General features: G+C 65.6%; 18 protein-coding genes and 1 tRNA gene. 7 read left to right on the top strand and 12 right to left on the bottom strand.

Annotated elements, in window-relative coordinates:
• Positions 1 to 13 precede the first annotated feature (13 nt).
• Positions 14 to 2,935: a calcium-binding protein gene (locus tag Q1A36_RS10820; RefSeq protein WP_299843427.1), complete on the top strand. Its 2,922-nt coding sequence runs from the start codon at positions 14 to 16 to the stop codon at positions 2,933 to 2,935.
• Between the two features lie 6 nt (positions 2,936 to 2,941).
• On the opposite strand, the gene Q1A36_RS10815 is transcribed toward Q1A36_RS10820, so the two are convergent.
• The 11 genes from Q1A36_RS10815 to Q1A36_RS10765 form a co-directional block, all read right to left on the bottom strand.
• The gene (locus Q1A36_RS10815) at positions 2,942 to 3,892 is read right to left on the bottom strand and encodes a DMT family transporter (protein WP_299843424.1); all 951 of its coding nucleotides are present in this window, start codon (positions 3,890 to 3,892) and stop codon (positions 2,942 to 2,944) included.
• On the bottom strand, positions 3,859 to 4,881 hold the full coding sequence (gene queG, locus Q1A36_RS10810) for a tRNA epoxyqueuosine(34) reductase QueG (RefSeq protein WP_299843421.1): 1,023 nt from the start codon (positions 4,879 to 4,881) through the stop codon (positions 3,859 to 3,861). Before queG ends, Q1A36_RS10815 begins: the two co-directional genes overlap by 34 nt.
• Before the next feature lie 46 nt (positions 4,882 to 4,927).
• Positions 4,928 to 5,635: a glutathione S-transferase family protein gene (locus Q1A36_RS10805; protein WP_299843419.1), complete on the bottom strand. Its 708-nt coding sequence runs from the start codon at positions 5,633 to 5,635 to the stop codon at positions 4,928 to 4,930.
• A 69-nt stretch (positions 5,636 to 5,704) separates the two neighbouring features.
• The gene (mtgA, locus tag Q1A36_RS10800) at positions 5,705 to 6,412 is read right to left on the bottom strand and encodes a monofunctional biosynthetic peptidoglycan transglycosylase (protein WP_299843417.1); all 708 of its coding nucleotides are present in this window, start codon (positions 6,410 to 6,412) and stop codon (positions 5,705 to 5,707) included.
• Between the two features lie 63 nt (positions 6,413 to 6,475).
• Positions 6,476 to 7,000 carry a DUF1269 domain-containing protein gene (locus Q1A36_RS10795; protein WP_299843414.1) on the bottom strand — a complete coding sequence of 175 codons (525 nt, stop codon included), beginning with the start codon at positions 6,998 to 7,000 and terminating at the stop codon, positions 6,476 to 6,478.
• Positions 7,001 to 7,043: 43 nt separating this feature from the next.
• Positions 7,044 to 7,457 carry a hypothetical protein gene (locus Q1A36_RS10790; protein WP_299843411.1) on the bottom strand — a complete coding sequence of 138 codons (414 nt, stop codon included), beginning with the start codon at positions 7,455 to 7,457 and terminating at the stop codon, positions 7,044 to 7,046.
• Between the two features lie 179 nt (positions 7,458 to 7,636).
• Positions 7,637 to 12,175 carry a glutamate synthase large subunit gene (gene gltB / locus Q1A36_RS10785; protein ID WP_299843408.1) on the bottom strand — a complete coding sequence of 1,513 codons (4,539 nt, stop codon included), beginning with the start codon at positions 12,173 to 12,175 and terminating at the stop codon, positions 7,637 to 7,639.
• Entirely contained in the window at positions 12,172 to 12,852 is a 681-nt protein-coding gene (locus Q1A36_RS10780; RefSeq protein WP_299843406.1) for a hypothetical protein, read from the bottom strand. Before Q1A36_RS10780 ends, gltB begins: the two co-directional genes overlap by 4 nt.
• A gap of 110 nt (positions 12,853 to 12,962) precedes the next feature.
• Complete coding sequence (locus tag Q1A36_RS10775; protein WP_101753705.1) at positions 12,963 to 14,447, bottom strand: NAD(P)-dependent oxidoreductase; 1,485 nt, start codon at positions 14,445 to 14,447, stop codon at positions 12,963 to 12,965.
• A 151-nt stretch (positions 14,448 to 14,598) separates the two neighbouring features.
• Positions 14,599 to 15,405 (bottom strand): undecaprenyl-diphosphate phosphatase, encoded by an 807-nt coding sequence (locus tag Q1A36_RS10770; RefSeq protein WP_299843619.1) that lies wholly within the window; start codon positions 15,403 to 15,405, stop codon positions 14,599 to 14,601.
• Entirely contained in the window at positions 15,402 to 16,388 is a 987-nt protein-coding gene (locus Q1A36_RS10765; RefSeq protein ID WP_299843399.1) for a complex I NDUFA9 subunit family protein, read from the bottom strand. The genes Q1A36_RS10770 and Q1A36_RS10765 overlap by 4 nt, the downstream gene beginning before the upstream one ends.
• Before the next feature lie 219 nt (positions 16,389 to 16,607).
• On the opposite strand from Q1A36_RS10765, the gene Q1A36_RS10760 reads away from it, so the two are divergent.
• A tRNA-Leu gene (locus tag Q1A36_RS10760) sits at positions 16,608 to 16,692 on the top strand.
• 56 nt (positions 16,693 to 16,748) lie between these two features.
• On the opposite strand, the gene Q1A36_RS10755 is transcribed toward Q1A36_RS10760, so the two are convergent.
• Positions 16,749 to 17,771 carry a LacI family DNA-binding transcriptional regulator gene (locus tag Q1A36_RS10755; RefSeq protein ID WP_299843396.1) on the bottom strand — a complete coding sequence of 341 codons (1,023 nt, stop codon included), beginning with the start codon at positions 17,769 to 17,771 and terminating at the stop codon, positions 16,749 to 16,751.
• A 246-nt stretch (positions 17,772 to 18,017) separates the two neighbouring features.
• Here Q1A36_RS10755 and Q1A36_RS10750 point away from each other — a divergent pair, with 246 nt between their 5' ends.
• From Q1A36_RS10750 to Q1A36_RS10730, 5 genes are all read left to right on the top strand, one after another.
• On the top strand, positions 18,018 to 19,067 hold the full coding sequence (locus tag Q1A36_RS10750) for a sugar ABC transporter substrate-binding protein (protein ID WP_299843393.1): 1,050 nt from the start codon (positions 18,018 to 18,020) through the stop codon (positions 19,065 to 19,067).
• 61 nt (positions 19,068 to 19,128) lie between these two features.
• On the top strand, positions 19,129 to 19,923 hold the full coding sequence (locus Q1A36_RS10745) for an ATP-binding cassette domain-containing protein (RefSeq protein WP_101753710.1): 795 nt from the start codon (positions 19,129 to 19,131) through the stop codon (positions 19,921 to 19,923).
• Complete coding sequence (locus tag Q1A36_RS10740; RefSeq protein ID WP_299843388.1) at positions 19,920 to 21,164, top strand: sugar ABC transporter permease; 1,245 nt, start codon at positions 19,920 to 19,922, stop codon at positions 21,162 to 21,164. Before Q1A36_RS10745 ends, Q1A36_RS10740 begins: the two co-directional genes overlap by 4 nt.
• Before the next feature lie 18 nt (positions 21,165 to 21,182).
• Positions 21,183 to 21,914 carry an SDR family oxidoreductase gene (locus tag Q1A36_RS10735; protein WP_299843385.1) on the top strand — a complete coding sequence of 244 codons (732 nt, stop codon included), beginning with the start codon at positions 21,183 to 21,185 and terminating at the stop codon, positions 21,912 to 21,914.
• A 24-nt stretch (positions 21,915 to 21,938) separates the two neighbouring features.
• The gene (locus Q1A36_RS10730) at positions 21,939 to 23,537 is read left to right on the top strand and encodes an FGGY-family carbohydrate kinase (RefSeq protein WP_299843383.1); all 1,599 of its coding nucleotides are present in this window, start codon (positions 21,939 to 21,941) and stop codon (positions 23,535 to 23,537) included.
• Positions 23,538 to 23,561: the final 24 nt, after the last annotated feature.

The raw sequence follows: 23,561 nt of genomic DNA, 5'->3' as shown, positions 1-23,561 counted from the left end.
GGGTTGGGCCGGAATGGACTATGTTGCGACGCTTCGGGTCGACCAGAACCGGTTTCTGACCCGCATCACCGATCTGGTCATCGCAGAAGTCGCAGGTCGCCCGGTTCTGATCAGTGCCACCTATCTGGGTGGCGGGCTGGCCAGCTTTGCCATCACCGATGCCGACCTTCCGGCCAGCGCGGGCGATCTGTGGTCCTATCCGATCGGCTTCGAGCATTGGGGCGATCCCTGTTTGCAGCTGCTCGAGTTGGGCGGACAGCCCTGGCTGACCTTGACCGGACTGGGGAACGGCCCGAACACGCGCCTTCCCTTGCTCGCGGGTGGGGATCTCGGGCCGGTTGCTGCCCTCGTCGGCGCCACGCCGCTGCCGCGCGACCTGACCCAGCTGGGCCAGATCGAGATCGGCGGCGACAGCTATGTTTATGCCGCGCGGCAGGGCGATGTGGAATTCACGCTCTACCGCGAGGCGGATGATGGCAGCCTGACCCGCGTCACCCGCTCGCTGATGCCCTTGGCCGCGACCATGCCCGACGCCTCGCTGGACAAGATCATCGCCCTGCAGATGGGAGGCCAGCCGGTGCTGGTGGCGATCTCGGGTCTTGGAAATTTCCTCTCCAGCCACCGGCTTGACCCGCAGGGGGGTATCATCCGCGCCGACTACCTGACGTCCGGCGATGGCACTGGCTTCAACGTCCCGAATGACGTGGCTGCGGTCACTGTTGACGGGCTGGTCTATCTGATCATGACCTCGGCGCGGTCATCCTCGATCACCACCGTGCGACTTTTGCCCGATGGCAGCATGATCCCGGTCGATCATGTCGTCGACGAGCTGTCGACCCGGTTCCAGCGTGCCTCGGCGCTGGCGACGGTCGAGGTCGATGGCCGCGCCTATGTCTTCGTCGGTGGCATGGATGACGGCCTCTCGGTCTTCACCCTGCAGCCGGATGGCAAGCTTCTGCATCTTGAAACGCTGATTGATGACGCGGCGATGACCCTGGCCGATGTCAGCGCCATTGCGGCCGAGGAGGTGGGTGGCAAGATCGTCCTCTTTGTCTCGAGTTCGCGCGAGACCGGCATCACCCAGTTGTCCCTCGATCCGGGCCAGTTGGGCCTGACGCGAAGGGCGGGGGCCGGCATCGTTTCAGGCGGTTCGGGCAATGACCTGCTGAGCGCGGGGCGCGGCACCGCGCAGCTGAAGGGCGGCGATGGCGATGATGTACTGATCGCCGGGCGCGAGGATATCTCGATCTGGGGCGGCGCGGGGCACGACATTTTCGTTGCTAGCCCGGTTGCCGGCCGCATCCTGATCCGCGATTTCGAACCCGGCGAGGATCTTCTGGACCTGTCGCAACTGGGCATGGTGCGCAGCATCGGCCAGTTGACCCTGACTCCCTTTTCCAAAGGAATCCGCATCCGCATTGGCGAGACGCTGATCGAGATCCATTCGGCGCGTGGCACCACGTTGGCAGCAGATCTCTTCACCAACGCCATGTTTCCGGTGGCTCATTATACGCCCCCGGATGTCGAGACGATCATCGTCGGCTCGACGGGCAGTGATCGCCTGATCGCGGCGCGCGGCGGGTCCGAGATCCACGGCCTTGCCGGGGCAGACCTGATCGTCGGCAGTGAGGTCGAGGATCTGCTGATCGGCGATGACGGCAACGATACCATCTCGGCCGGAGCGTCGCAGGACACGGTTCAAGGCGGCGCGGGCGATGACCGGCTTCGCGGCGGCGAAGGTGCTGACCAGATCTCCGGTGACGCGGGAAATGATGTCGTGATCGCCGATGCCGGCAACGACCTGCTCGACGCAGGTGAGGGCGGCGATACGCTGTTCGGCGGGACGGGCAAGGATTCGCTGCTTGGCGGATCGGGACATGATTTCCTGTCCGGTGATGACGGGGACGACGATCTACAGGGCGGCGCGGGAAACGATTCCCTGTCGGGTGGCGCGGGCAATGACCGGATCGATGCCGGCGATGGCGACAACATCCTGGCAGGGGATGCGGGCGATGATGCGCTGACCGCCGGCGGTGGCTTTGACCGGCTGCGCGGTGGTGCCGGGGCGGACGTGATCCGCTCGGGCGGTGGCAATGACGTGATCGAGGCCGGCGAGGGGGAAGACCGCGCCAATGGCGAGGCAGGCGACGACCGCATTCTGGCCGAAGCCGGAAATGACACGGCCGAGGGCGGCACGGGTAATGACACCCTGCATGGCGGGCTGGGTGACGACTTGCTGCAGGGTGATGATGGCGATGACCTGATCTTCGCGGGCGGCGGCGATGACCTGCTTCTCGGCGGCAGTGGCGATGACAGTTTGATCGGTGGGTCGGGTGCAAGCCGCCTGGAGGGCGGGGAGGGGAACGATCTTCTGGTCGGGGACCGGCTGGCCGAGACCCTGCTGGGTGGCGGCGGTGACGATACCGCCTTTGGTCACGGCGGCACCGACCGGATCGAGGGCGGTGCCGGCCGCGATCTGCTGTTCGGCGGTGGCGATGATGACGGGGTCTGGGGCGAGGCAGGTCCTGACATGATCTTTGGTGATGCCGGGGATGATCAGCTTTATGGTGGCGAAGGGCAGGACAACATGCGGGGAGGCGATGGCAACGACCTGCTCGAGGGCGGGGCAGGGACCGACAACCTGCTCGGCGGCGCAGGGATGGATCGCTTTGTCTTCCGGACGGCGCTCGATTCGACCATCGCCCTGCCGGACCGCATCGAAGATTTCGCCTCCGGTAGCGACCTGATCGACCTGACGGCCTTGCATCTGCAGTTCATCGGCGCGCAGGCGTTCTCGGCCGCGGGTCAGATGCGCCTGACCATGGCCGTCGATCATCAGCTGCTGCAGGCCGATCTGGATGGCGACGGCCAGCCCGATCTGGTCATTCGCATCGACGGCACGCTGCCGATCACCGGCGATGACCTGCTGCTGTGAGCCGGCTCAGCCCTGCGGGGTCATCGCCTTGCGCTGGCGGCTGCGCTCCAGCCCCAGCCGGTGCTCGCGCCAGATGATCAGGAAGCCGGCGGTGATGACGATGGCGGCACCGATCAGCATGGTCAGGGTCGGTACCTCGCCAAAGACGCCATAACCGATGGCCAGCGCAAACAGCATCGCGGCATAGTCGAAGGGCGCAACCAGCGAGGCATCGGCAAAGCGATAGGCCGAGGTCAGAAGGATCTGCCCGACCCCGCCCATCAGCCCGGCCAGAATCAGCAGCGCAGCGGTGCCGGGGCTGGGCATGACCCAGCCAAAGGGCAGCGTCACCAGCGACAGCATCGTCGCGGTGATCGAGAACCAGAAGACGATGGCCGAGGTGCTTTCCTCCTGCACCAGCTTGCGGATGAAGATCTGCGCCAGTGCCGCACACATCGCCCCCATGAGCGTGATGACCGCGCCAAGCGTCTGCGCGGTCGACAGCCCGTCGCCCACCTGCCCCAGACGCGGCGACAAGACCACCAGCACCCCGATCAGCCCCAGCGCCACCGTGGCCAAGCGGAAGGCGCGCACATCCTCGCCCAGAAACATCGCCGCGAAGATGACTGTCAGCAGCGGCGCGGCAAAGCCGATGGCGGTGACCTCGGGCAAAGGCAGAAGGCCGAGGCCGGCAAAGCCCAGCCCCATCGCCGCCGTGCCCATCAGCCCGCGAAACACATGGCCCATCGGGCGCGCGGTGCGCAGGCCCGAAGACAGCTCGCCCCGCCGCATCAGCCAGACCAGGATGACCGGGATGGCGAAAAGCGAGCGGAAGAACACCTGCTCGCCCGGCGGCACCTCATGCGCCGTCGCCTTGATCAGCGCCGCCATGAGGACGAAGATCGTCACGCTGCCCAGCTTCAGCAGGATGCCGCGCAGCGGGTTCACGCGGGAAACTCCAGCCGCCCGGCGGCCCATCTTGCCGCATCGGCGACGGTCGGGTCGGCATCCCCCGTCAAGCCCTGCGCCACCCCGCGCAGATGTGGCAGGCCGGAATTGCCGATGGCATAGAGCACATTGCGGACAAAGCGGTCCCGTCCGATCCGCTTTATCGGGCTGCCGGAAAACCGCGCGCGGAAGCCCGCATCATCCAGCATCGCCAGTTCGGCCAGAGGCGGCGCGTCGATCACGCCACGATAGCGCAGCTCGCTGGCCTCGCGGGCGAACTTGTTCCACGGGCAGACGGCAAGGCAGTCGTCGCAGCCATAGATGCGGTTGCCCATCAGCACCCGCAACTCGGGATCGACCGGCCCCTTATGTTCGATGGTCAGGTAGGAAATGCAGCGCCGCGCATCGAGTTGGAAGGGGGCCGGGAACGCGCCGGTGGGGCAGATGTCCAGACAGGCCCGGCAACTGCCGCAATGCTCGGCCTCGGGCGGGTCGGGCGGCAGGTCGAGCGTGGTGAAGATGGCGCCAAGGAAGAACCAGCTGCCCAGATCGCGGGCCAGAAGATTCGTATGTTTGCCCTGCCAGCCCAGCCCCGCCGCCTGTGCCAGCGGCTTTTCCATCACCGGGGCGGTGTCGACAAAGACCTTGATCTCGCCGCCATGGGTCTCGATCAGCCAGCGCCCCAGCCGCTTAAGCCGCTTCTTGACCAGGTCGTGGTAATCCTTGCCCTGGGCATAGACGCTGACCGCCGCGCGGTCGGGCTGGCCCAGCACCGCCAGAGGATCGTGATCCGGCGAATAGACCTCTGCCAGCATCACCACCGAACGCGCCTCGGGCCAGAGCGCGGCGGGATTTCCGCGCCAGCCGGTTCGCTCGCCCATCCAGCCCATCTGCCCCTGCCGGCCAGCCTGCAGAAATGCGGCCAGCCGACCGGGCAACTCAGGCACCGCATCGGGGCGGCAGACGCCCATCTTGGCGAAACCCTCGACCTTGGCCTGTGCGGCCAGATCTGCTTTCATCTTGGCAGAAATATCCCGGGGGGTGCGGGGGGCTGGCCCCCCGGTCTCAGCCGAAGTCAAGCTCGGCATAATGCGGGGCAGGGTGGATGCCCGGGATCTGGTCGGCCAGAATGCCCCGGAAGGCTGGGCGCGACTTGATCGTCGCATACCAGCTGGTCAGGATCTCTGACCGGTCCCAATCGACATCCGAAATATAGTCGAGGCAGGAGAAATGCGCGGCGGCGGTGAAATCGGCAAGGCTCAGCGCGCTGCCCGCCAGCCAGCGCCGGGTCTCCAGGAGGCTGGTCAGATAGTCGATGTGATCCTTGATTGCCTTCAGCCCGGCCTTGACCGCGCGCGAGTCGGGATAGCCCGAGCGGGTGATCTTCTTCCAGACCCGCTCTTCAAGGATCGGGCGCGTCACTTCGCGGTTGAACTTGTCGTCGAACCAGGCGCAGAGCCGGCGCACCTCGTAGCGTTCGGCGGGGCTTTTCGGCATCAGCGCGGGCTGCGGCACGGTCTCGTCAAGGTATTCGCAGATCGCCTGGCTTTCCGACAAGAGCCGCCCGTCATGGCGCAGCACCGGCACCATGCCCGCCGGGTTGCGGCGCAGCAGCTCGGAATTGTTTTCCCAGTACCGCTCTTCGACGAGTTCGACCTCGATCTTCTTCTCGGCCAGAACCAGACGGACCTTGCGCGAGAAGGGGGAAAGAGGGGTGTGGTAGAGGCGGGTGGTCTGCTGGCTGGAGGTATTCATCTGTCGCTCGTGTCGCATGGCAGCCGTGATACGCTTGGCCCCGTCATGTTTCAACCGCAAGCCGGGGCGCGGGTGGCGAAAGCCGGCCTATTCGAAACAGGCGGCGCGGCCGTCGCGCCGGATCGTCTCGGCCCCGTCGGCGATGGCGCGGCTGCGGCGGCTGCCCTGCGCCGTGCCACGGGTCTTGGGCGCGGGCAGGATCGCCGCCAGCCGCGCCGCCTGCGTGGGGCTCAGCGCATCGGGCGTGGTGCCGAAGTGATAGGCCGCCGCCGCATGAACGCCGAACACGCCCGGCCCGAATTCCGCCACGTTCAGATAGACCTCGAGAATACGCCGCTTGGTCCAGAGCGCCTCGATCATCGGCGTATAGGCGGTTTCCAGAAGCTTCCGCACCCAGCTGCGCCCCTGCCACAGGTAGACGTTCTTGGCGGTCTGCTGGGTCAGGGTCGAGGCCCCGCGCGAGCTGTTCGAGGCGATGACCTTGCGGATCTCGGCCATGTCGAAACCCCAGTGCAGGCAGAAATTCGCATCCTCCGCCGCCACGACTGCGCGCGGCAGGGCCGGCGTCATCTCCTCGAGATCGGTCCATTCGCGGGGAAAGGTCGCCTCGCGGGCGATGGTCCAGGTCGTCGGCGGGTTGATGAGGCCATAGAAGCCGACCAGCGCCAGCATCAGAAGCAGCACCCGCAGCCCGAACCAGCGCAACCCGCGCCAGATCGACAGGCGCTGGAAGGGCGCGCGACGACGTCGGGCGCGTGTCTGGGTTTCCTCGGGCGCGGACGCTTTTTCGGCCATGACCCGCATCTGTCACGCGGGTCGGGATTGCGTCAAGCCGATGCAGCGCCCTGCCCGCATCTCTCAGGCCGAGGGCGGCGGCGGGGCCACGCTGCTGTCATCCCCTGCCAGCGCATCGCGCAGCTTCTGTTCCTGCTCGTTCGACAGCGAAGTGCGCAGCACCCGCCCGCCATGCCCGACCTGCGACAGGCGCTCCAGCACCTTGTCGGCGGTCATCTTGCGGATCAGCACGAAGACGGCCGAACCGCCGGGCGGCACGGCATGGGCGACCTCTTTCATGAACTCGTCATTGATGCCCACATCGGTGAAGCGCCCGGCGAGCGCACCCGAGGCCGCACCCACCGCCGCACCCAGAAGCGGGTTGAGGAACAGCAGGCCAACCAGCGTGCCCCAGAAACCACCGCCCACTGCGCCGGCAGCGGTCAGGTTCACCGCCTGATGCAGCTTGATGTCAGCCTCGGAACTGCGGGTGACGACGACCACATCCTCCATCTCGATGAGGTAATCCTTCTGCATCTTGACCAGTTCGGTCCGCAGATCGAAGCCGGCGGCCTCGGTGTCGAAGGCAATGACGATCAGTTCCGACATGGGTAATCTCCTGCTTGATGAAAATGGGGATGCGGCTTCGGGATCAGAGCGAGATGGTCCGAACGGTCTCGTCCTCGCGCATGATCTCGACATAGCCGGGCAGCACGACCCGCGCCCGGTTGCCATCGCGATAGACCGAGACCGTCCCCAGACGCACATCGGTGCCGCCCCGGCAGCGCGCCCGGAAGGCCATGGCCCCATCAACCGGCTGCTCCGCGTAGTCGACGATATTGCCGCGAATGGCGCAGGCTTCGCCCAGGGCCTTCTGCACCTCGTGCGGCTGGAAGCCCGCCGGATCATAGCGCCCGCTGAAGCCGGTCTGGCTCAACTGGGCAGAGAAGGCATTCGAGGCCGGCGGGTTAGTCGCCCCGGTCGTCATGGTGCAAGCGGCAAGCGCGAGGACCGAGGCCGACAGCAGGCCGGGCAGCAGGGCGCGGAGAAAAAGGGGAGTGAACATGGGCGCTGGCTCCTTCTCGGAAAACGGACCGGCAGATACGGGTACAAGCCTTGCCGACAGTCAACGCCCGTGCGGCGGGATTGTCAATTTGCCGGGGCTGCGCCGGGTCGTCTCGGGAGCGGCAAACGAAGACGGGCGGGACACTGCTGCCCCGCCCGCATCAATCATTGATGCCCAGCCTATTCCGCCGGCACCGCTTCCAGATCGCCGGTCTCGGTCAGCGGGTGCTTCAGATGGGCCAGCATCTCCTTGGGCGTGACCTGCAGGAAGTTCGGCAGTTCCTCGTCCCAGTTCTGCAGGATCTCGTCGGCCCGGCGCGAATTGGTCTCTTTCAGATGCCGCTCGACCAGTTCCCGCAACTCTGCTTCCCAATGCGGGTGGCTGACGGCGTTCAGCACCAGCGATTCCGGGTTGATATAGTCGCGCGCCACGCCCTCGGGATCGTAGAGATAGGCCATGCCGCCGGTCATGCCGGCACCGAAGTTGGCCCCGATCCGGCCAAGGATCACCGCGACGCCGCCGGTCATGTATTCGCAACCGTTGCTGCCGCAGCCCTCGATCACCACCTTCGCGCCCGAGTTGCGGACGCCGAAACGCTCGCCCGCGCGACCCGCCGCGAAGAGGTAGCCATCGGTGGCACCATAGAGAACCGTGTTGCCGATGATGACGTTATCCGCCGCCGTCAGCGGGCTGATCATCGGCGGGCGCACGGTGATGGTGCCGCCCGACAGGCCCTTGCCGACATAGTCATTGGCATCGCCGCTGACCTCCAGCTTCAGGCCCGGCGCGGCGAAGGCGCCAAGCGATTGCCCGGCGCTGCCGGTCAGGCGCACGGTCAGGTGGTCGGGCTGCAGCTTGTTGCGCATGCCGAAGGTCTGCACGATCATCGAGCTGGTGCGGGTGCCGATGGTCCGGTGCGTGTTCCGGACGGCATAGCTCAGCTGCATCTTCTCGCCATCGCTGAAGAAGCGTTCGGCATCGCGGATGATCTCGGCATCCAGCGTGTCGGGAACGGCATTCCGCGGCTTCGAGCGGTCATAGACGATCTTCTCGCTGCCATCGACGGTGATGAGAAGCGGGTTCAGGTCCAGATCGTCCAGATGCGCGGCCCCACGGCTGACCTGCGTCAGCAGATCGGCCCGTCCGATCACCTCGTCCACCGAACGCGCGCCGATCGAGGCAAGGATCTCGCGAACCTCCTGCGCATAGAAGGTGATCAGGTTCACCACCTTGTCGGCCGAGCCGGTGAACATCGCGCGCAGGCGTTCGTCCTGCGTGCAGACGCCCACCGGGCAGGTGTTCGACTGGCACTGACGGACCATGATGCAGCCCATGGCGATCAGCGCGGCGGTGCCGATGCCGTATTCCTCGGCCCCCATCATCGCCGCCATGACCACGTCGCGCCCGGTGCGCAGGCCGCCATCGGTGCGCAGCGTGATGCGGTCGCGCAGCCGGTTCATCGCCAGCACCTGATGCGCCTCGGTCAGTCCCATCTCCCAAGGAAGACCGGCGAACTTGATCGAGGTCGCGGGCGAGGCCCCGGTGCCGCCGTTATGGCCCGAGATCAGGATCACGTCGGCCTTGGCCTTGGCGACGCCCGCCGCGATGGTGCCGACGCCCGACGAGGCCACCAGCTTTACCGTGATCTTGGCGCGCGGGTTGATCTGCTTCAGGTCATAGATCAGCTGCGCCAGATCCTCGATCGAGTAGATGTCGTGATGCGGCGGCGGCGAGATCAGCGTCACGCCCGGCGTCGAATGCCGCAGCCGCGCGATCAGCTTGGTCACCTTCATGCCGGGCAGCTGGCCACCCTCGCCGGGTTTCGCCCCCTGCGCGACCTTGATCTCCAACTCTTCGCAGGCGTTCAGGTATTCGGCGGTGACGCCGAAGCGGCCCGAAGCCACCTGCTTGATCTTGGCCGAAGGGTTGTCGCCATTCGGCAGCGGCATGTGATGCGCCGGGTCCTCGCCACCCTCGCCCGAGTCGGATTTCGCCCCGATCCGGTTCATGGCGATGTTCAGCGTCATATGCGCCTCGGGCGACAGCGCCCCCAGCGACATGCCCGGCGTGACGAAGCGCTTGCGGATCGAGGTGATCGATTCGACCTCGTCCAGCGGCACCGGCTTGCCAAGCGGCTTGATGTCCAGAAGATCGCGGATATGGATCGGCGGGTTTGCCCGCATGGTGGCGCTGAACTGCTTCCAGGTGTCATAGGACGCCCGCTCGCAGGCGACCTGCAGCAGCTTCATCGTATTGGCTTCCCAGGCATGCTTCTCGCCCGAGCGGCGCAGCTTGTAGAAGCCGCCGACCGGCAAGAGGTCCACGTTCTCGGTGTGGAAGCCCTTCTGGTGGATCTCCTCCAGCTTGTCCTGAAGCCCGTGCAGACCGATGCCCGAGATGCGCGAATGCATCCCCGGGAAATACTCGGCCACCATGGCGCGGGACAGACCCACCGCCTCGAAGTTCAACCCGCCGCGATAGGACGAGAGGACCGAGATTCCCATCTTTGCCATGATCTTCAGCAGGCCCTGATCGATCGCGTCACGATAGCGGCGCATATTGTCGATCAGGCTGCCGTCCAGCAACCCGCGCTGAATCCGGTCGTCGATCGAATCCTGTGCCAGATAGGGGTTCACCGTGGTCGCGCCGCAGCCGACCAGCACCGCAAAGTAATGCGGGTCGATGCATTCCGCCGAGCGCACGTTGATCGAGCAGAAGGTGCGCAGACCCTTGCGCGTCAGCCAGCTGTGCACCGCACTGGTCGCGAGGATCATCGGCATGCCGATCCGATCCGGCCCCTGATGCTCGTCGGTCAGCACCAGATGGCCGGCACCACTGCGCACGGCATCCTCGGCCTCGGCCCGGATACGCGCCAGACCCTCGCCAAGCGCGTCCTGACCGGCGCCATCGGGGAAGGTGCAGTCGATCACCGTGACCGAAGCATCGAACATCTTCATCATCTCGGCGAATTCGCCATTGGCGACGAAGGGGCTTTCCAAGAGCAGGATCTCGGTCTGGCTGCTCGATTCGTCCAGCACGTTCTTGAGGTTGCCGAACCGCGTCTTCAGGCTCATCACCCGCGCTTCGCGCAAGCTGTCGATCGGCGGGTTAGTGACCTGGCTGAAGTTCTGGCGGAAGAAATGCGACAGCGGCCGATACTGGTTCGACAGCACCGCGGCGGGCGTGTCATCGCCCATCGAGGCCAGCGCCTCTTTCCCGTCCTCGGCCATCGGGGCGAGAACGTTTTCCAGCTCTTCCAGCGTATAGCCGGCAGCAGTCTGGCGGCGGCGCAACTCGTCACCCTTGAAGCTGGTGTTCTCGGGCAGCTCGCGCATGATCACGTTCAGCTCGACGACCTTCTCGATCCACTCGCCGAAGGGCTGCGAGCCTGCCAGCCGGTCCTTGATCTGGCTGTCGGTGTAGAGACGGCCATCCCACATATCGACGGCGATCATCTGGCCCGGCCCCAGCGCGCCCTTTTCGCGCACCGTCGCCTCGTCCGAGGGCACCATGCCCACTTCCGAGCCCGCGATCAGCAGGTTGTCCCCGGTGATGACATAGCGCATCGGGCGCAGACCATTGCGGTCCAACCCGCCGCAGACCCAGCGGCCATCGGTCATGGCCAGCGCCGCCGGCCCGTCCCAGGGCTCCATCACCGCGTTGCAATAGGCATACATATCCGCCCATGCCTTCGGCATGTCGGTCGTGGCCTTGGACCAGCTTTCCGGCACCAGCATGGTCTTGGTCATCGGCGCCGAACGGCCCGAGCGCACCATCACCTCGAAGACCGCATCCAGCGCGGCGCTGTCCGACGACCCCGCCGGCACGATCGGCTTGATGTCCTCGGCCATTTCGCCAAAGGCGCCCGAGGCCATGCGGATCTCGTGACTGCGCATCCAGTTCAGGTTGCCCTTCAGCGTGTTGATCTCGCCGTTATGGGCGAGCATACGGAAGGGCTGGGCCAGCCACCATTGCGGGAAGGTGTTGGTGGAATAGCGCTGGTGATAGATGGCGAAGGCCGATTCGAACCGCTCGTCCTTCAGGTCGGGATAGAATTCGGCCACCTGTTCGGCCAGCATCATGCCCTTGTAGATGATCGAGCGGCATGACAGCGAGGCGAAATAGAGCCCGGCGATCTGCGCGGCGATGGCCGCCTTCTCGATGCGGCGACGGATGATATAGAGCTCGCGCTCGAACTGGACCTGATCGATGTCCTTGTCGCAGCGGATCAGGATCTGCTCGATCTCTGGGCGGGTGGCATTGGCCTTCTCGCCCAGAACGGCGGTGTTCACCGGCACATGCCGCCAGCCATAGATGTAATGGCCCATGCGCAGCACTTCGGATTCCACGATGGTCCGGCAACGTTCCTGCGCGCCGAAATCGGTGCGCGGCAGGAAGACCTGACCGACGGCGATCAGCTTCTTCGGGTCGGGCTCGTGGCCGGTGCGGCGGATCTGGTCATAGAAGAAGGGCACCGGGATCTGCACATGGATGCCCGCGCCATCGCCGGTCTTGCCATCGGCGTCGACGGCACCGCGATGCCAGACGGCCTTCAGCGCGTCGATGCCGTTCTGCACCACCTTGCGGCTGGCCTTGCCGTCGATCGACACCACCAGACCCACGCCGCAGGACGAATGCTCGTCCTCTTCGCGGTAGAGGCTGTGTTCGGCCATCCAGTCGCGGCGGGCCTGTTCGTCTGCTTGCCAGTTGTTGCTCATTGCATGGCCCTTTCCTGAAGAAGCTGCGCCACCATCATGTCGCAGTCGTATTGGGGTTCGGTCTCGCCATAGCCGGGCTGACCGGGGAAGCTGAAATCGACCGGGCTGTCATTGCTTTCGCCCGACGCACCGGTCCAGTCGCTGTAGGTCTCGATGCCGCCATAGAAACGGCCATTGGCGCGGCTGATGAACTGCTGGCCCTCGCGCTGGATCAGCACCTGCCCGTCCGAGCCGGTGGTGGTCAGCTGGAAGCGGGTCTTTTCCAGCGTGATCCCGTCGATGGTGACGGTCTCGCCGGTCAGCTCGTCATAACCGACATGGTGCAGCTTCTCACCGGTATTCGACTCGGTCCAGAAATCGAAATCGTCGCGGCCGGTCGCCTTCAGCGTCGAGAAGCTGGCATGATCCTCGGCCGCCTCGACCAGACGATCGACCAGCCCGGTTTCCGGATCAGTGCTTTCGATCCAGCGGGTCTCGGCATCGATGGTGGACAGATGGGTCATCCCGTCCTGTCCGAAGATGGCGACATGCTGATAGCCCGAAGGATCAGCCGAGCAGCGATAGATCTGGCTGACCGTGCAGCCGCGATTCTGGATGGTCATTTCCAGATTGCAGCCCTGCGGCGCGCGGAAGGTCGCGGCGCTCGCAGGTTGCGGGGCGGCCAGAAGGGTCAGCAAAGCTGCCCCAGCCAGAATAAACTCGTTGCGCCCTGCGCCGCGCAACGCGCGCAGCCGGTGTACAGGCTGTGTACGCGCGGTGTACGGGCTGTGCATCATCGGCACCGCCCTCACTCCGCCGCGATGCGGGCTTCGCCCGTCAGCCAGTCCTCGATCGCATCGGCAGCCTCGCGCCCGTCACGGATCGCCCAGACCACCAGGCTTGCGCCGCGCACGATGTCGCCCACGGCATAGACGCCGGGCAGGCTGGTGCGATGGGTGGTGAAATCGGCCTTGACCGTGCCCCAGCGGGTCACTTCGAGCCCGTCGGTGCCCCAGAGCTTCGGCAGATCCTCTGGCTCGAAACCAAGCGCCTTGATGACCAGTTCCGCCGGCTCGTCGTAATCGGCACCCTCGATCAGTTCGGGCGACTGGCGGCCGCTGACATCGGGCGCGCCAAGGCGCATCCGCTGCACCCGGACCGCGCCGATCTGGGCGACCTCGTCCACGTCACGCTCCTGCGCCTCGGCGGCAAAGCCGGTGACATGGCCGACGAACTCGCCGGGGGCCGAGAGCCAGACGAATTCGACGCCCTCTTCCTCGGCATTCTGCACCTCGCGCTGCGAGCCCGGCATGTTCGCGCGGTCGCGGCGATAGAGACATTTGACCGACAGCGCGCCCTGGCGGATGGCGGTGCGCACGCAATCCATCGCCGTGTCGCCGCCGCCGATGACGACGACGCGCTTGCCCGCGGCGTTCAGCTCGCCATCGGCAAAATCGGGAACCTCGTCGCCAAAGTCGATCTTGTTGCTGGCAGTGAGGTAGTCGATGGCGCGCACCACGCCGCCGGCATTGGCATTGTCCATGTCGAGATCGCGGGTCTTGTAGACGCCCGTGGCGATCAGCACAGCGTCATGCTTGCCGCGGATCGCGTCAAAGCTGATATCCTCGCCGACATTGCAGTTCAGCACGAATTCGACGCCGCCATCCGCCAGCAGGGCATTGCGGCGCAGGACGATGTCCTTTTCCAGCTTGAAGCCGGGGATACCATAGGTAAGCAGCCCGCCGGCGCGGTCGTAACGGTCATAGACGGTGACTTGAAAACCCTTGCGGCGCAGCGCATCCGCCGCCGCCAGCCCGCCCGGACCGGCGCCGATAATGCCGATGCTTTCCGCACGCTCCTGCGCGGGGGCGGCGGCACTGACCCAGCCTTCTTCAAAGGCGGTGTCGGTGATGTATTTTTCGATCGCGCCGATGGTGACGGTGCCGTGGCCCGACTGCTCGATGACGCAATTGCCTTCACAAAGGCGATCCTGCGGGCAGATGCGGCCACAGATTTCCGGGAAGGTATTGGTCGCCTGGCTGACGCGATAGGCTTCCTCGAGCCGCCCCTCGGCGGTCAGGCGCAGCCAGTCGGGGATATTGTTGTGCAGCGGGCAATGGCTCTGGCAATAGGGCACGCCGCACTGGCTGCAGCGGCTGGCCTGCTCGGCCGCCTTGATCGCGGCGAATTCCTGGTAGATCTCGCGGAAATCCTCGCTGCGCGTGGCCGCATCCCGCTTTTCCGGCATTTCGCGCGGAGTCGAGACAAACTTCAGCATTTTTTGCGTGGCCATCGCTGCGCACCTTCTTATCGGAAAATCCCCTCGCGTGGAAATAAACCAGACGCTTTCCGATGAAAAGTCAGCAATATTGACCTATTGCCAAGATTTATGGCGTGGAGTGCAAAAACTTCACGCTGCAATCGTAAAAATAGGTCAGTATATGTTACATACCTGCCGCAAGGGCCAGCAATGCAAGGCTGCCGACGATGATTCGCCACCAGGCAAACAGCCCGTAACCGTGCTGCGAGACATAGCCGAGCAGCCAGCGCACCACCAAAATCGCCATGATGAAGGCGCAGACGAAGCCGATGGCGATGTTTTCCAGTGCCGCTGCGTCCAGCAGGTCACGGTTCTTGTAGAAATCATAGACGAAGGCACCCAGCATCGTCGGCATCGACAGGAAGAACGAGAACTCGGCCGCCGAGCGCTTGTCGGCCCCGAGCGCCAGCGCGCCGACAATGGTCGCGCCCGAGCGCGAGACGCCGGGGATCAGCGCAAGGCACTGGATGAACCCGATCTTCAGCGCCATGGGTAGCGGGAAATCCTCGGCCCGATGATAGAGCGGGCGTTTCGCCATGCGGTCGACGAACAACAAGACGAACCCGCCGATGATCAGGTTGATGGCGATCAGCAGCGGGGTTTCGAACAGCACCCGCTTGATGAAGCCATGCGCCAGAACACCAATGACCGCCGCCGGCAGGAATGCCAGCAAGACTGCAAGGATGAAGCGGCGGGCGGCCGGATCACGCGGCGCGCTGCTGAAGATGCGCCACAATTGCTGCGCATAGACGCCAAGGATCGCGAGGATGGCACCCAGCTGGATCATCACCTCGAAGGCGTTGCCGGGCGAGTCAAAGCCCAGGAAATGCCCGGCCAGCAGAACATGGCCGGTGGAGGAGACCGGAATGAACTCGGTCAGCCCCTCGAGCAGGCCGAGGACGGCGGCAACGATCGTGTCATGGGTCATCAGTTGTGACGCAGGTTCTTCGCCGAGGCCTTGATCGCGTCATATTGCCCCGAGGGGCGGAAGCGCCACAGATAGCTGTCGATGACGGCCTCGGGAGCGGTCGGCTCGATCCCCAGATCGGCGAAGCCCTTCGCCCCCTCGCTGACCACATTATCGGTGCGCAGCAGGTGCAACTGGTCCCGGGTGATCATCTTGTTGCCGATCAGCCCGCCGGAAATAGTCTGCACCAGGTCCAGCACCCCGGCACCGATGCCGGCCAGCCAGAAGGGCAGGTTGATGACGGCACGGCGGCGGTCGACGGCCTTCAGCGTCATCTGCACCAACTCGCGCAGGGTCAGGATGTCGGGGCCGCCGAGTTCGTAGATCCCGGCAGCGGCGGTACCGTCCAGTCCCTTGGTCGCGGCCACCGCCACGTCCTCGACAAAGACCGGCTGCATCCGGCTGTTGCCGCCGGCGATCATCATCACCGGGCCTAACCGGCTCATCCCGGCAAAGCGGTTGAACAGCTGGTCCTCGGTCCCGAAGATCACCGAGGGGCGCAGGATCACCGCATCGGGGCGGTGTTCCACCACGGCGGCCTCGCCGCGGGCCTTGGCCGATACGTATTTGCTGGGGGATTCGGCATCGACGCCGATGCCCGAGATATGCACGATGTTCTGAACGCCCAGTTCGGCGGAAATGCGGGCGATGTTCGCCGCGCCCTCGACCAGCACGGTCTCGAAGGTGCTCTTGCCCTCTTTCCCGGTCAGGTTGACGCAATTGATGACCGCATCGGCATCCTGCATGGCGAGCTTCACCGAGGCTGCGTCGCGGATGTTGCAGAGGACCGGCACGACCTGGCCCACCGCGCCATAGGTGCGGGTGAACAGCGCCTCGTCCGGGCGGCGGACGGCGATGCGCACGCGCCAGCCGTCCTGCGCCATCATCCGCGCGACATAACGTCCGACAAAGCCAGACCCGCCATAGATGGTCACCAGTTTCGCCATGCCCTCGCCCCTTCGCTTCGTGCGGTGCTTTTGCGTTCAATACCGAAGCCCGCCCGGCACGACAAGCCGGGCGCGCGGTCAAAGGGTGCGGTATCGTCGCAGGCAGGCCGCCAATCCATCCGACGGCCGGGGCGAAGCCTTCTCTCCGGAATGATGATTTTTTCGATTTCGGCCCATTGACACCCCCCGCGACTGCCCGTAATCAGCCGCTCACCACCTGCCCAGGTGGCGGAATTGGTAGACGCGCACGGTTCAGGTCCGTGTGCCGCAAGGCGTGGAGGTTCGAGTCCTCTCCTGGGCACCAAAAAACCCCGCAGCGCATTGTCGCTGCGGGGTTTTTTCTTGTTCGCGCGGATGATCTCACGAGTCGCGCGCGGGCAGGGGGTGCAGGATGCAGGGCACGTCGATGCGGGTTGGCTGATCCGTGCCGCCGGCAATCGCGTCAAAGACCTGCTGCAGCATTGCCGGCACGTCCTGCTCGGCCATGCCGACATTCTGCGGCAGAAGCGCGGCGAAGGGGTCCCAGTCAAAGCACCCCAGCCGGACCCGGTCCATGGCGAGATTGTCGCCCAGCCAGCGCACCACGCCTTCCATGGTGATGGTCGAATTGACGAAAATCCCGAAACGCGGGGGGAGGTCCTGTCCAGCCAGTGCCTCGGCGGCCTTGTCGGGGGAATAGCCGGGCATGATCACCTTGGCTTCCGGCGCGGGCAGCCCGGCCTCGACATGCGCCGCCCGAAAGCCGCGCAGGCGTTCCACGGTATTGTGATCGTGCGGCCGGCCGCCGATGAACCACAGCGGCGCGGCCTCGCCGAAATCATCCCGCAGCCGTGACAGGATCAGGCGCGTGAGATCGCGCGCGCCGCCGAAATTGTCCGAGACGACCGAGGGCGCCTTGCTGCCCGGCAGGTCCAGATTGATCGTCCGGACGCCGGCGGCGGCGCAGAAATCGGCGATCCGGTCCGGGTCGGTCGCGCCGGTGATGACCAAAGTTTCGGCCTGATAGGAGACCATCTCGCGCGCCGCCTCGAATTCCAGATCGGGATCGCGCTGCGTGCAGGTGATGACCGGAAACAGGCCGCGCGCACGGGCCATCGCCTCGAACCGCTCGGCGATCGCACCGAAATAGCGGTTGTCATATTTGGGGACGATCATGCCGATGATATGCGACCGCTCGCGGCGTAGCAGGCTGGCCTGCAGGTTCACCGCATAGCCCTGTTCGGTGGCGATCCGGGTGACACGCTCGGCCGTAGCCGCGCTGATTCGGCGTTTTCTCCAGGTGCCGTTCAGGATTGAACTCACCGCGCTGGGGCTGGCCCCGGCGATCTGCGCCAAATCGTAGATCGTTGGCCGCCTTGCAGAATTTTCGCTGTTCTCGGTCATTTTCCTCCGCGCGCTGGGGCGCGGAACCTGCGCCTCGCCAGCTTCATCTTGACAGGATGAGGTGGTTAAGACAATCTTGCTACATCGATTGAGCACACATGCTGCATCGGTTGCGCTGTTGGGAGGCGACGGTAGGAAAGCCAGAAGTGGACGGGCAAAACGACCGCTTTGGCGGTGCGATCCGTCATGGCTTTCATTCGGGTGAGGCCTGCCGCCGGCGCGTGTCACAGAGGGAGGAGACACGAGATGAAGACCAGAACTTCCATTGCCGCCGCTTCGGCCCTGATCGCCGGACTGCTGGGTGGCGCCGCCATGGCGCAGGAGGCCGCAACCGTGGCCTTCCTGATGCCCGACCAGGCCTCGACCCGTTACGAGGAACATGACTTCCCGGGTTTCGAAGCGGCGATGAAGGAGCTTTGTGCCGAGTGCACGGTGATCTATCAGAACGCCAATGCCGATGTCTCGCTGCAGCAGCAGCAGGTGAATTCGGTCATCGCGCAGGGTGCCAAGGTGATCGTGCTGGATCCGGTGGACAGTGCCGCTGCCGCAGGTCTGGTGCAGATGGCACAAAGCCAGGGCATCAAGATCATCGCCTATGACCGGCCCATCCCGGATGTGCCGGCGGATTATTATGTCTCCTTCGACAATGAAGGCATCGGCGCGGCCATCGCGCAATCGCTGGTCGATCACCTGAAGGCTTCGGGCGTGGCGGCGGGCGCGGGCGTGCTGCAGATCAACGGCTCGCCCACCGATGCGGCGGCCGGTCTGATCCGCGACGGGATCGACAGTTCGCTGGACGGCTCGGAATACAAGACGCTGGCCGAATATGACACGCCGGACTGGGCGCCGCCCAAGGCGCAGGAATGGACCGCCGGCCAGATCACCCGCTTCGGGGCCGAGATCACCGGCATCGTCGCCGCCAATGACGGCACGGCGGGTGGCGCCATCGCGGCGCTGAAGGCGGCGGGCGTTGACCCGGTTCCGCCGGTGACTGGCAATGACGCGACCATCGCGGCGCTGCAGCTGATTATCGCGGGCGATCAGTACAACACCATCTCGAAACCGTCCGAGATCGTCGCCCGCGCTGCCGCCGAAGTGGCCGTGACCTTCCTCAAGGGCGAGACGCCCGAACCGAAGACCACGCTCTACAACACGCCGTCCGAGCTGTTCGTGCCGGCCGTGGTCACGCGCGAGAACATCAAGGCCGAGATCTTCGACAAGGGCATTCAGACGGCCGAGCAGATCTGCACCGCCGATTATGCCGATGCCTGCAAGGAATTGGGCATCACCCAATAATCACGCCAACCGGCGCGCGGCCACTGTCGCGCGCCGCCATTTACGGGGAAGGAGACAGCCCATGGCCACAGGCCAAAATCCTGCCGAGCCGATCCTGAAGTTGCGCGGCGTATCCAAGCAGTTCGGTGCGGTCTCGGCCCTGACCGAAATCGATCTGGACATTCATGCGGGCGAGGTCGTGGCCCTTGTGGGCGATAACGGCGCCGGCAAGTCCACATTGGTCAAGGTTCTGGCCGGTGTGCACCAGCCGACGGCGGGCAGCATCGAATTCATGGGCAAGCCGGTAGACTTGGACAGCCCCGGCAAGGCGCTGGAAATGGGCATCGCCACGGTGTTTCAGGATCTCGCGCTCTGCGAAAACCTTGATGTGGTGGCCAACCTGTTCCTCGGTCACGAGCTGAACCCCTGGGCGCTGGACGAGGTGCAGATGGAGGTTCGTGCCTGGACCCTGCTGCGCGAGCTGGCTGCGCGCATCCCCTCGGTCCGTGAACCGATCGCCTCGCTGTCGGGCGGGCAGCGCCAGACCGTCGCCATCGCCCGCTCGCTGCTCTTGGATCCCAAGATCATCATGCTGGACGAACCGACCGCCGCGCTTGGCGTGGCCCAGACCGCCGAGGTGCTGAACCTGATCGAGCGGGTGCGCGATCGCGGTCACGGGGTCGTCCTCATCTCGCATAACATGGAGGATGTGCGCGCCGTCGCCGACCGCATCGTCGTCCTGCGGCTGGGGCGCAACAACGGCATCTTCACCGCCGAAACCTCGAATGCCGAACTGGTCGCCGCCATCACCGGCGCGACCGAGAACGCGGTATCGCGCCGCCGCGCCCGCAAGGAAGAAGTGGAGCATCACGCATGAGCGATCAGAACAAACCCGCCGCGCTGGACCGCTCGGACAGCCGCGTGCGCCATGACGAGGGCATTTCCGGCGCCATCCGCGCCTTCATCGACCGCGTCCGTTCGGGCGATCTGGGCATGCTGCCCGTCGCTGTGGGGCTGGTGCTGATCTCGGTCGTCTTCGCCTCGCTGAACCCGGTCTTTCTGGCGCCGAACAACCTGGTGAACCTGCTGTTCGACGCCGCCGCCGTGGGCTGCATCTCGCTTGGCATCGTCTGCGTGCTGATTCTGGGCGAGATCGACCTGTCGGTCGGCTCGATGAGCGGCCTTGCCTCGGCGTTGGTCGGGGTTATCTGGGCGAACATGGGGATGCCGGTCGTTCTGGCGATCCTCGCGGCGCTGGCCGCCGGGGCGGTCATGGGCATGATCTATGCCACGCTTCTGAACAAGTTCGGCATGCCCAGCTTTGTCTCGACCCTCTCGGGCCTTTTGGCGCTGCTGGGAATGCAGCTCTACATCCTCGGGCCGACCGGCTCGATCAATCTCAGCTACAACTCGGCGCTGGTGAAGTTCGGGCAGATCCTCATCATGCCGCATTGGCTCAGCTATCTGCTGGCGATCCTGCCGGGGGTGGTGATGGTGGTCACGGGCCTTGGCACCATGCGCCGCCGGGCCGAGGCGAACCTGTCCAGCCCCGGACTCAGCGTGCTGATCGCCAAGGCGGCGATCCTGACGGGGGCGCTGCTGGTCGCGGTGATCTATCTCAATCAGGGACGCGGCGTGCCCTACATGTTCGGGCTGTTCGTCCTCTTGGTCGTGGCGATGAACTACCTGCTGACCCGCACCCAATGGGGCCGCTCGATGTTCGCCGTCGGTGGCAACCGCGAGGCCGCCCGCCGCTCGGGCATCAATGTGAACCGCATCCGCATGACCGCCTTCATGCTGTGTTCGTCGCTGGCGGCACTGGGGGGCGTTCTGGCCTCGGCACGGCTCGCGACCTCGAGCCAGCAGGCAGGGGCTGGAGACGTGAACCTGAACGCCATCGCGGCGGCGGTGATCGGGGGCACCTCGCTCTTCGGCGGGCGCGGCTCGGCCTGGTCGGCGCTGCTCGGCATCCTCGTCATTCAGGCGATCTCGAACGGCCTGACGCTGCTGAATCTCAGCTCATCGCTGCGCTACATGATCACCGGCGCGGTTCTGGCCATTGCGGTCATCGTTGACAGCCTCGCACGCCAGTCCCGCGCCAGCCATGGCCGCGGTTGAGACAGAAGGAGATCGGATATGGCTGAACTGATGAAGGGCAAGGTCGCGGCGGTCACCGGCGCGGCCTCGGGGATCGGGCTTGAATGCGCCAAGACCCTGCTGGCCGAAGGTGCGACCGTGGTGCTGGTGGACCGCGCGGCAGACCGCCTCAACACGCTCTGCGCCGAGCTGGGGCCGATGGCCAAGCCGCTGGTCGTCGACCTGATGGACGGGGCGCAGGTGGACGGCATGGCGGCCGCGATCGAGGGGCTGGCCGGCGCGCCGCTGGATATCCTGCACGCGAATGCCGGGGCCTATATCGGCGGCCCGGCGGCCGAGGGCGATCCGGATGCCTGGGACCGGATGCTGCATCTGAACATCAATGCCGCCTTCCGCTCGGTCCGGGCGGTTCTGCCCGGCATGATCGAGCGCAAGACCGGCGACATCATCTTCACCTCTTCGGTCGCTGGCGTCGTTCCGGTGGTGTGGGAGCCGATCTATACCGCCTCGAAATTCGCGGTTCAGGCCTTTCTGCACGCCACCCGCCGGCAGGTCAGTCCGCACGGCATCCGCATGGGCGCGGTGCTGCCCGGCCCGGTGGTGACGGCGCTGCTGGACGACTGGCCCAAGGCCAAGATGGAGGAGGCGCTGGCCAATGGCTCGCTGATGCAGCCGAAGGAAGTGGCCGAGGCGGTGCTGTTCATGCTGTCGCGCCCGCGCAATGTGGTGATCCGCGATCTGGTGATCCTGCCGAACAGCGTCGATCTGTGACGCTTCTCACGGAGGAACAAGACCATGAGTGACGCCGTGTTTCTGGGCGTGGATGTCGGCACCGGCAGCGCCCGGGCGGGACTGTTCGATGCCTCGGGCGCCATGCTGGCCTCGGCCAAGCGCGATATCCGCATGTGGCGCGAGGCGGGCGACATCGTCGAGCAGTCGAGCGAGGATATCTGGTCGGCCATCTGCGCCTCGGTGCGCGAGGCGATGGCCGATTCCGGCATCGATCCCGCTCGGGTGGCGGGGATCGGCTTTGACGCCACCTGTTCGCTGGTTGTGCTGGGCGAGGGCGGGGCGCCGCTGACCGTCAGCCCCTCGGGCGATCCGGCCCGCAATATCATCGTCTGGATGGATCACCGCGCCATCGATCAGGCCGAGCGCATCAACGCGGCGGGCCACGATGTCCTGCGCTATGTCGGCGGCGTCATCTCGCCCGAGATGGAGACGCCGAAGCTGCTCTGGCTCAGCGAGAATATGCCGCAGAGCTATGGCGCGGCCTGGCAGTTCTTTGACCTCGCCGATTACCTCAGCTGGCGGGCGACGGGCAGTCTGGTCCGCTCGACCTGCACCGTCACCTGCAAATGGACCTATCTTGCCCATGAGAGCCGTTGGGACCCGGATTATTTCCGCAGCATCGGTCTGGGCGATCTGGCCGATCAGGATTTCGCCCGCATCGGTCAGACGGTTGTTGCCCCCGGCACGCCGCTTGGCAGCGGCCTGACGCCCGAGGCCGCCGAGGATCTGGGGCTGAAACCCGGCACGCCGGTCGCCGCCGGGCTGATCGACGCCCATGCCGGCGGAATCGGCACGGTCGGGGCCGAGGGCAGCCCGCAATCGAACCTCGCCTATGTCTTCGGCACGTCGTCCTGCACCATGACCTCGACCAGCGATCCGGTCTTTGTGCCGGGGGTCTGGGGGCCCTATTATCAGGCGATGGTGCCGGGGCTCTGGCTGAACGAAGGCGGGCAATCCGCCGCCGGTGCCGCCATCGATCAGTTGCTGTCCTTCCATCCCGCCGCAGCCGAGGCGCGCGAGACGGCGCAGGCTGCGGGGCAATCCCTGCCGGTCTGGCTGGCGAAGCGCGCCGAGGCACTGTCCGGGGCCGAGGGCGTGGTGGCGCTGGCCAAGGGCCTGCATGTTGTGCCCGAGTTTCTGGGCAACCGCGCGCCCTTCGCCGATCCCCATGCCCGCGCGATTATTGCCGGTCTCGGCATGGCGCAGGACGCCGACAGCCTTGTCGCGCTCTACATAGCCGGGCTGTCGGGCATCGGCTATGGCCTTCGCCAGATCATCGAGACGCAGGACTGCGCCGGGGCCTCGGTGGATCGCATCGTCATCTCGGGCGGGGCCGGGCAATTGCCGCTGGTCCGCCAGCTTCTGGCGGATGCGGCGGGGCGACCGGTCTTGGCGGTGGGGGCAGAGGAGCCGGTCTTGCTGGGCTCGGCCATCCTTGGCGCGGTGGCGGCGGGCAGATACGGCTCGATGCCCGAGGCGATGGGGCAGATGACCCACAGATCCTCGACCTATGACCCCCATCCCGAAGCCGTGGCGGCGCATGACCGGCGCTACGATGCCTTCTGCCGCTTGCAGGATCTCGGCCGCAGCTTGCGCGACTGAGCCACGGACGCCAGGCGGGCTTGT

The sequence above is a fragment of the uncultured Paracoccus sp. genome, assembly GCF_947487305.1.
Lineage (GTDB): Bacteria > Pseudomonadota > Alphaproteobacteria > Rhodobacterales > Rhodobacteraceae > Paracoccus.
This window is presented reverse-complemented; position numbering and strand designations above follow the sequence as displayed.

Excerpts from the sequence above, each read along its gene's own strand:
- Q1A36_RS10820 (WP_299843427.1), top strand. The coding sequence starts at position 14 with ATGGACTATGTTGCGACGCTTCGGGTCGACCAGAACCGGTTTCTGACC.
- Q1A36_RS10815 (WP_299843424.1), bottom strand. The coding sequence starts at position 3,892 with ATGGGCCGCCGGGCGGCTGGAGTTTCCCGCGTGAACCCGCTGCGCGGC.
- queG (WP_299843421.1), bottom strand. The coding sequence starts at position 4,881 with ATGAAAGCAGATCTGGCCGCACAGGCCAAGGTCGAGGGTTTCGCCAAG.
- Q1A36_RS10805 (WP_299843419.1), bottom strand. The coding sequence starts at position 5,635 with ATGCGACACGAGCGACAGATGAATACCTCCAGCCAGCAGACCACCCGC.
- mtgA (WP_299843417.1), bottom strand. The coding sequence starts at position 6,412 with ATGGCCGAAAAAGCGTCCGCGCCCGAGGAAACCCAGACACGCGCCCGA.
- Q1A36_RS10795 (WP_299843414.1), bottom strand. The coding sequence starts at position 7,000 with ATGTCGGAACTGATCGTCATTGCCTTCGACACCGAGGCCGCCGGCTTC.
- Q1A36_RS10790 (WP_299843411.1), bottom strand. The coding sequence starts at position 7,457 with ATGTTCACTCCCCTTTTTCTCCGCGCCCTGCTGCCCGGCCTGCTGTCG.
- gltB (WP_299843408.1), bottom strand. The coding sequence starts at position 12,175 with ATGAGCAACAACTGGCAAGCAGACGAACAGGCCCGCCGCGACTGGATG.
- Q1A36_RS10775 (WP_101753705.1), bottom strand. The coding sequence starts at position 14,447 with ATGGCCACGCAAAAAATGCTGAAGTTTGTCTCGACTCCGCGCGAAATG.
- Q1A36_RS10765 (WP_299843399.1), bottom strand. The coding sequence starts at position 16,388 with ATGGCGAAACTGGTGACCATCTATGGCGGGTCTGGCTTTGTCGGACGT.
- Q1A36_RS10755 (WP_299843396.1), bottom strand. The coding sequence starts at position 17,771 with ATGACCGAGAACAGCGAAAATTCTGCAAGGCGGCCAACGATCTACGAT.
- Q1A36_RS10750 (WP_299843393.1), top strand. The coding sequence starts at position 18,018 with ATGAAGACCAGAACTTCCATTGCCGCCGCTTCGGCCCTGATCGCCGGA.
- Q1A36_RS10745 (WP_101753710.1), top strand. The coding sequence starts at position 19,129 with ATGGCCACAGGCCAAAATCCTGCCGAGCCGATCCTGAAGTTGCGCGGC.
- Q1A36_RS10740 (WP_299843388.1), top strand. The coding sequence starts at position 19,920 with ATGAGCGATCAGAACAAACCCGCCGCGCTGGACCGCTCGGACAGCCGC.
- Q1A36_RS10735 (WP_299843385.1), top strand. The coding sequence starts at position 21,183 with ATGGCTGAACTGATGAAGGGCAAGGTCGCGGCGGTCACCGGCGCGGCC.
- Q1A36_RS10730 (WP_299843383.1), top strand. The coding sequence starts at position 21,939 with ATGAGTGACGCCGTGTTTCTGGGCGTGGATGTCGGCACCGGCAGCGCC.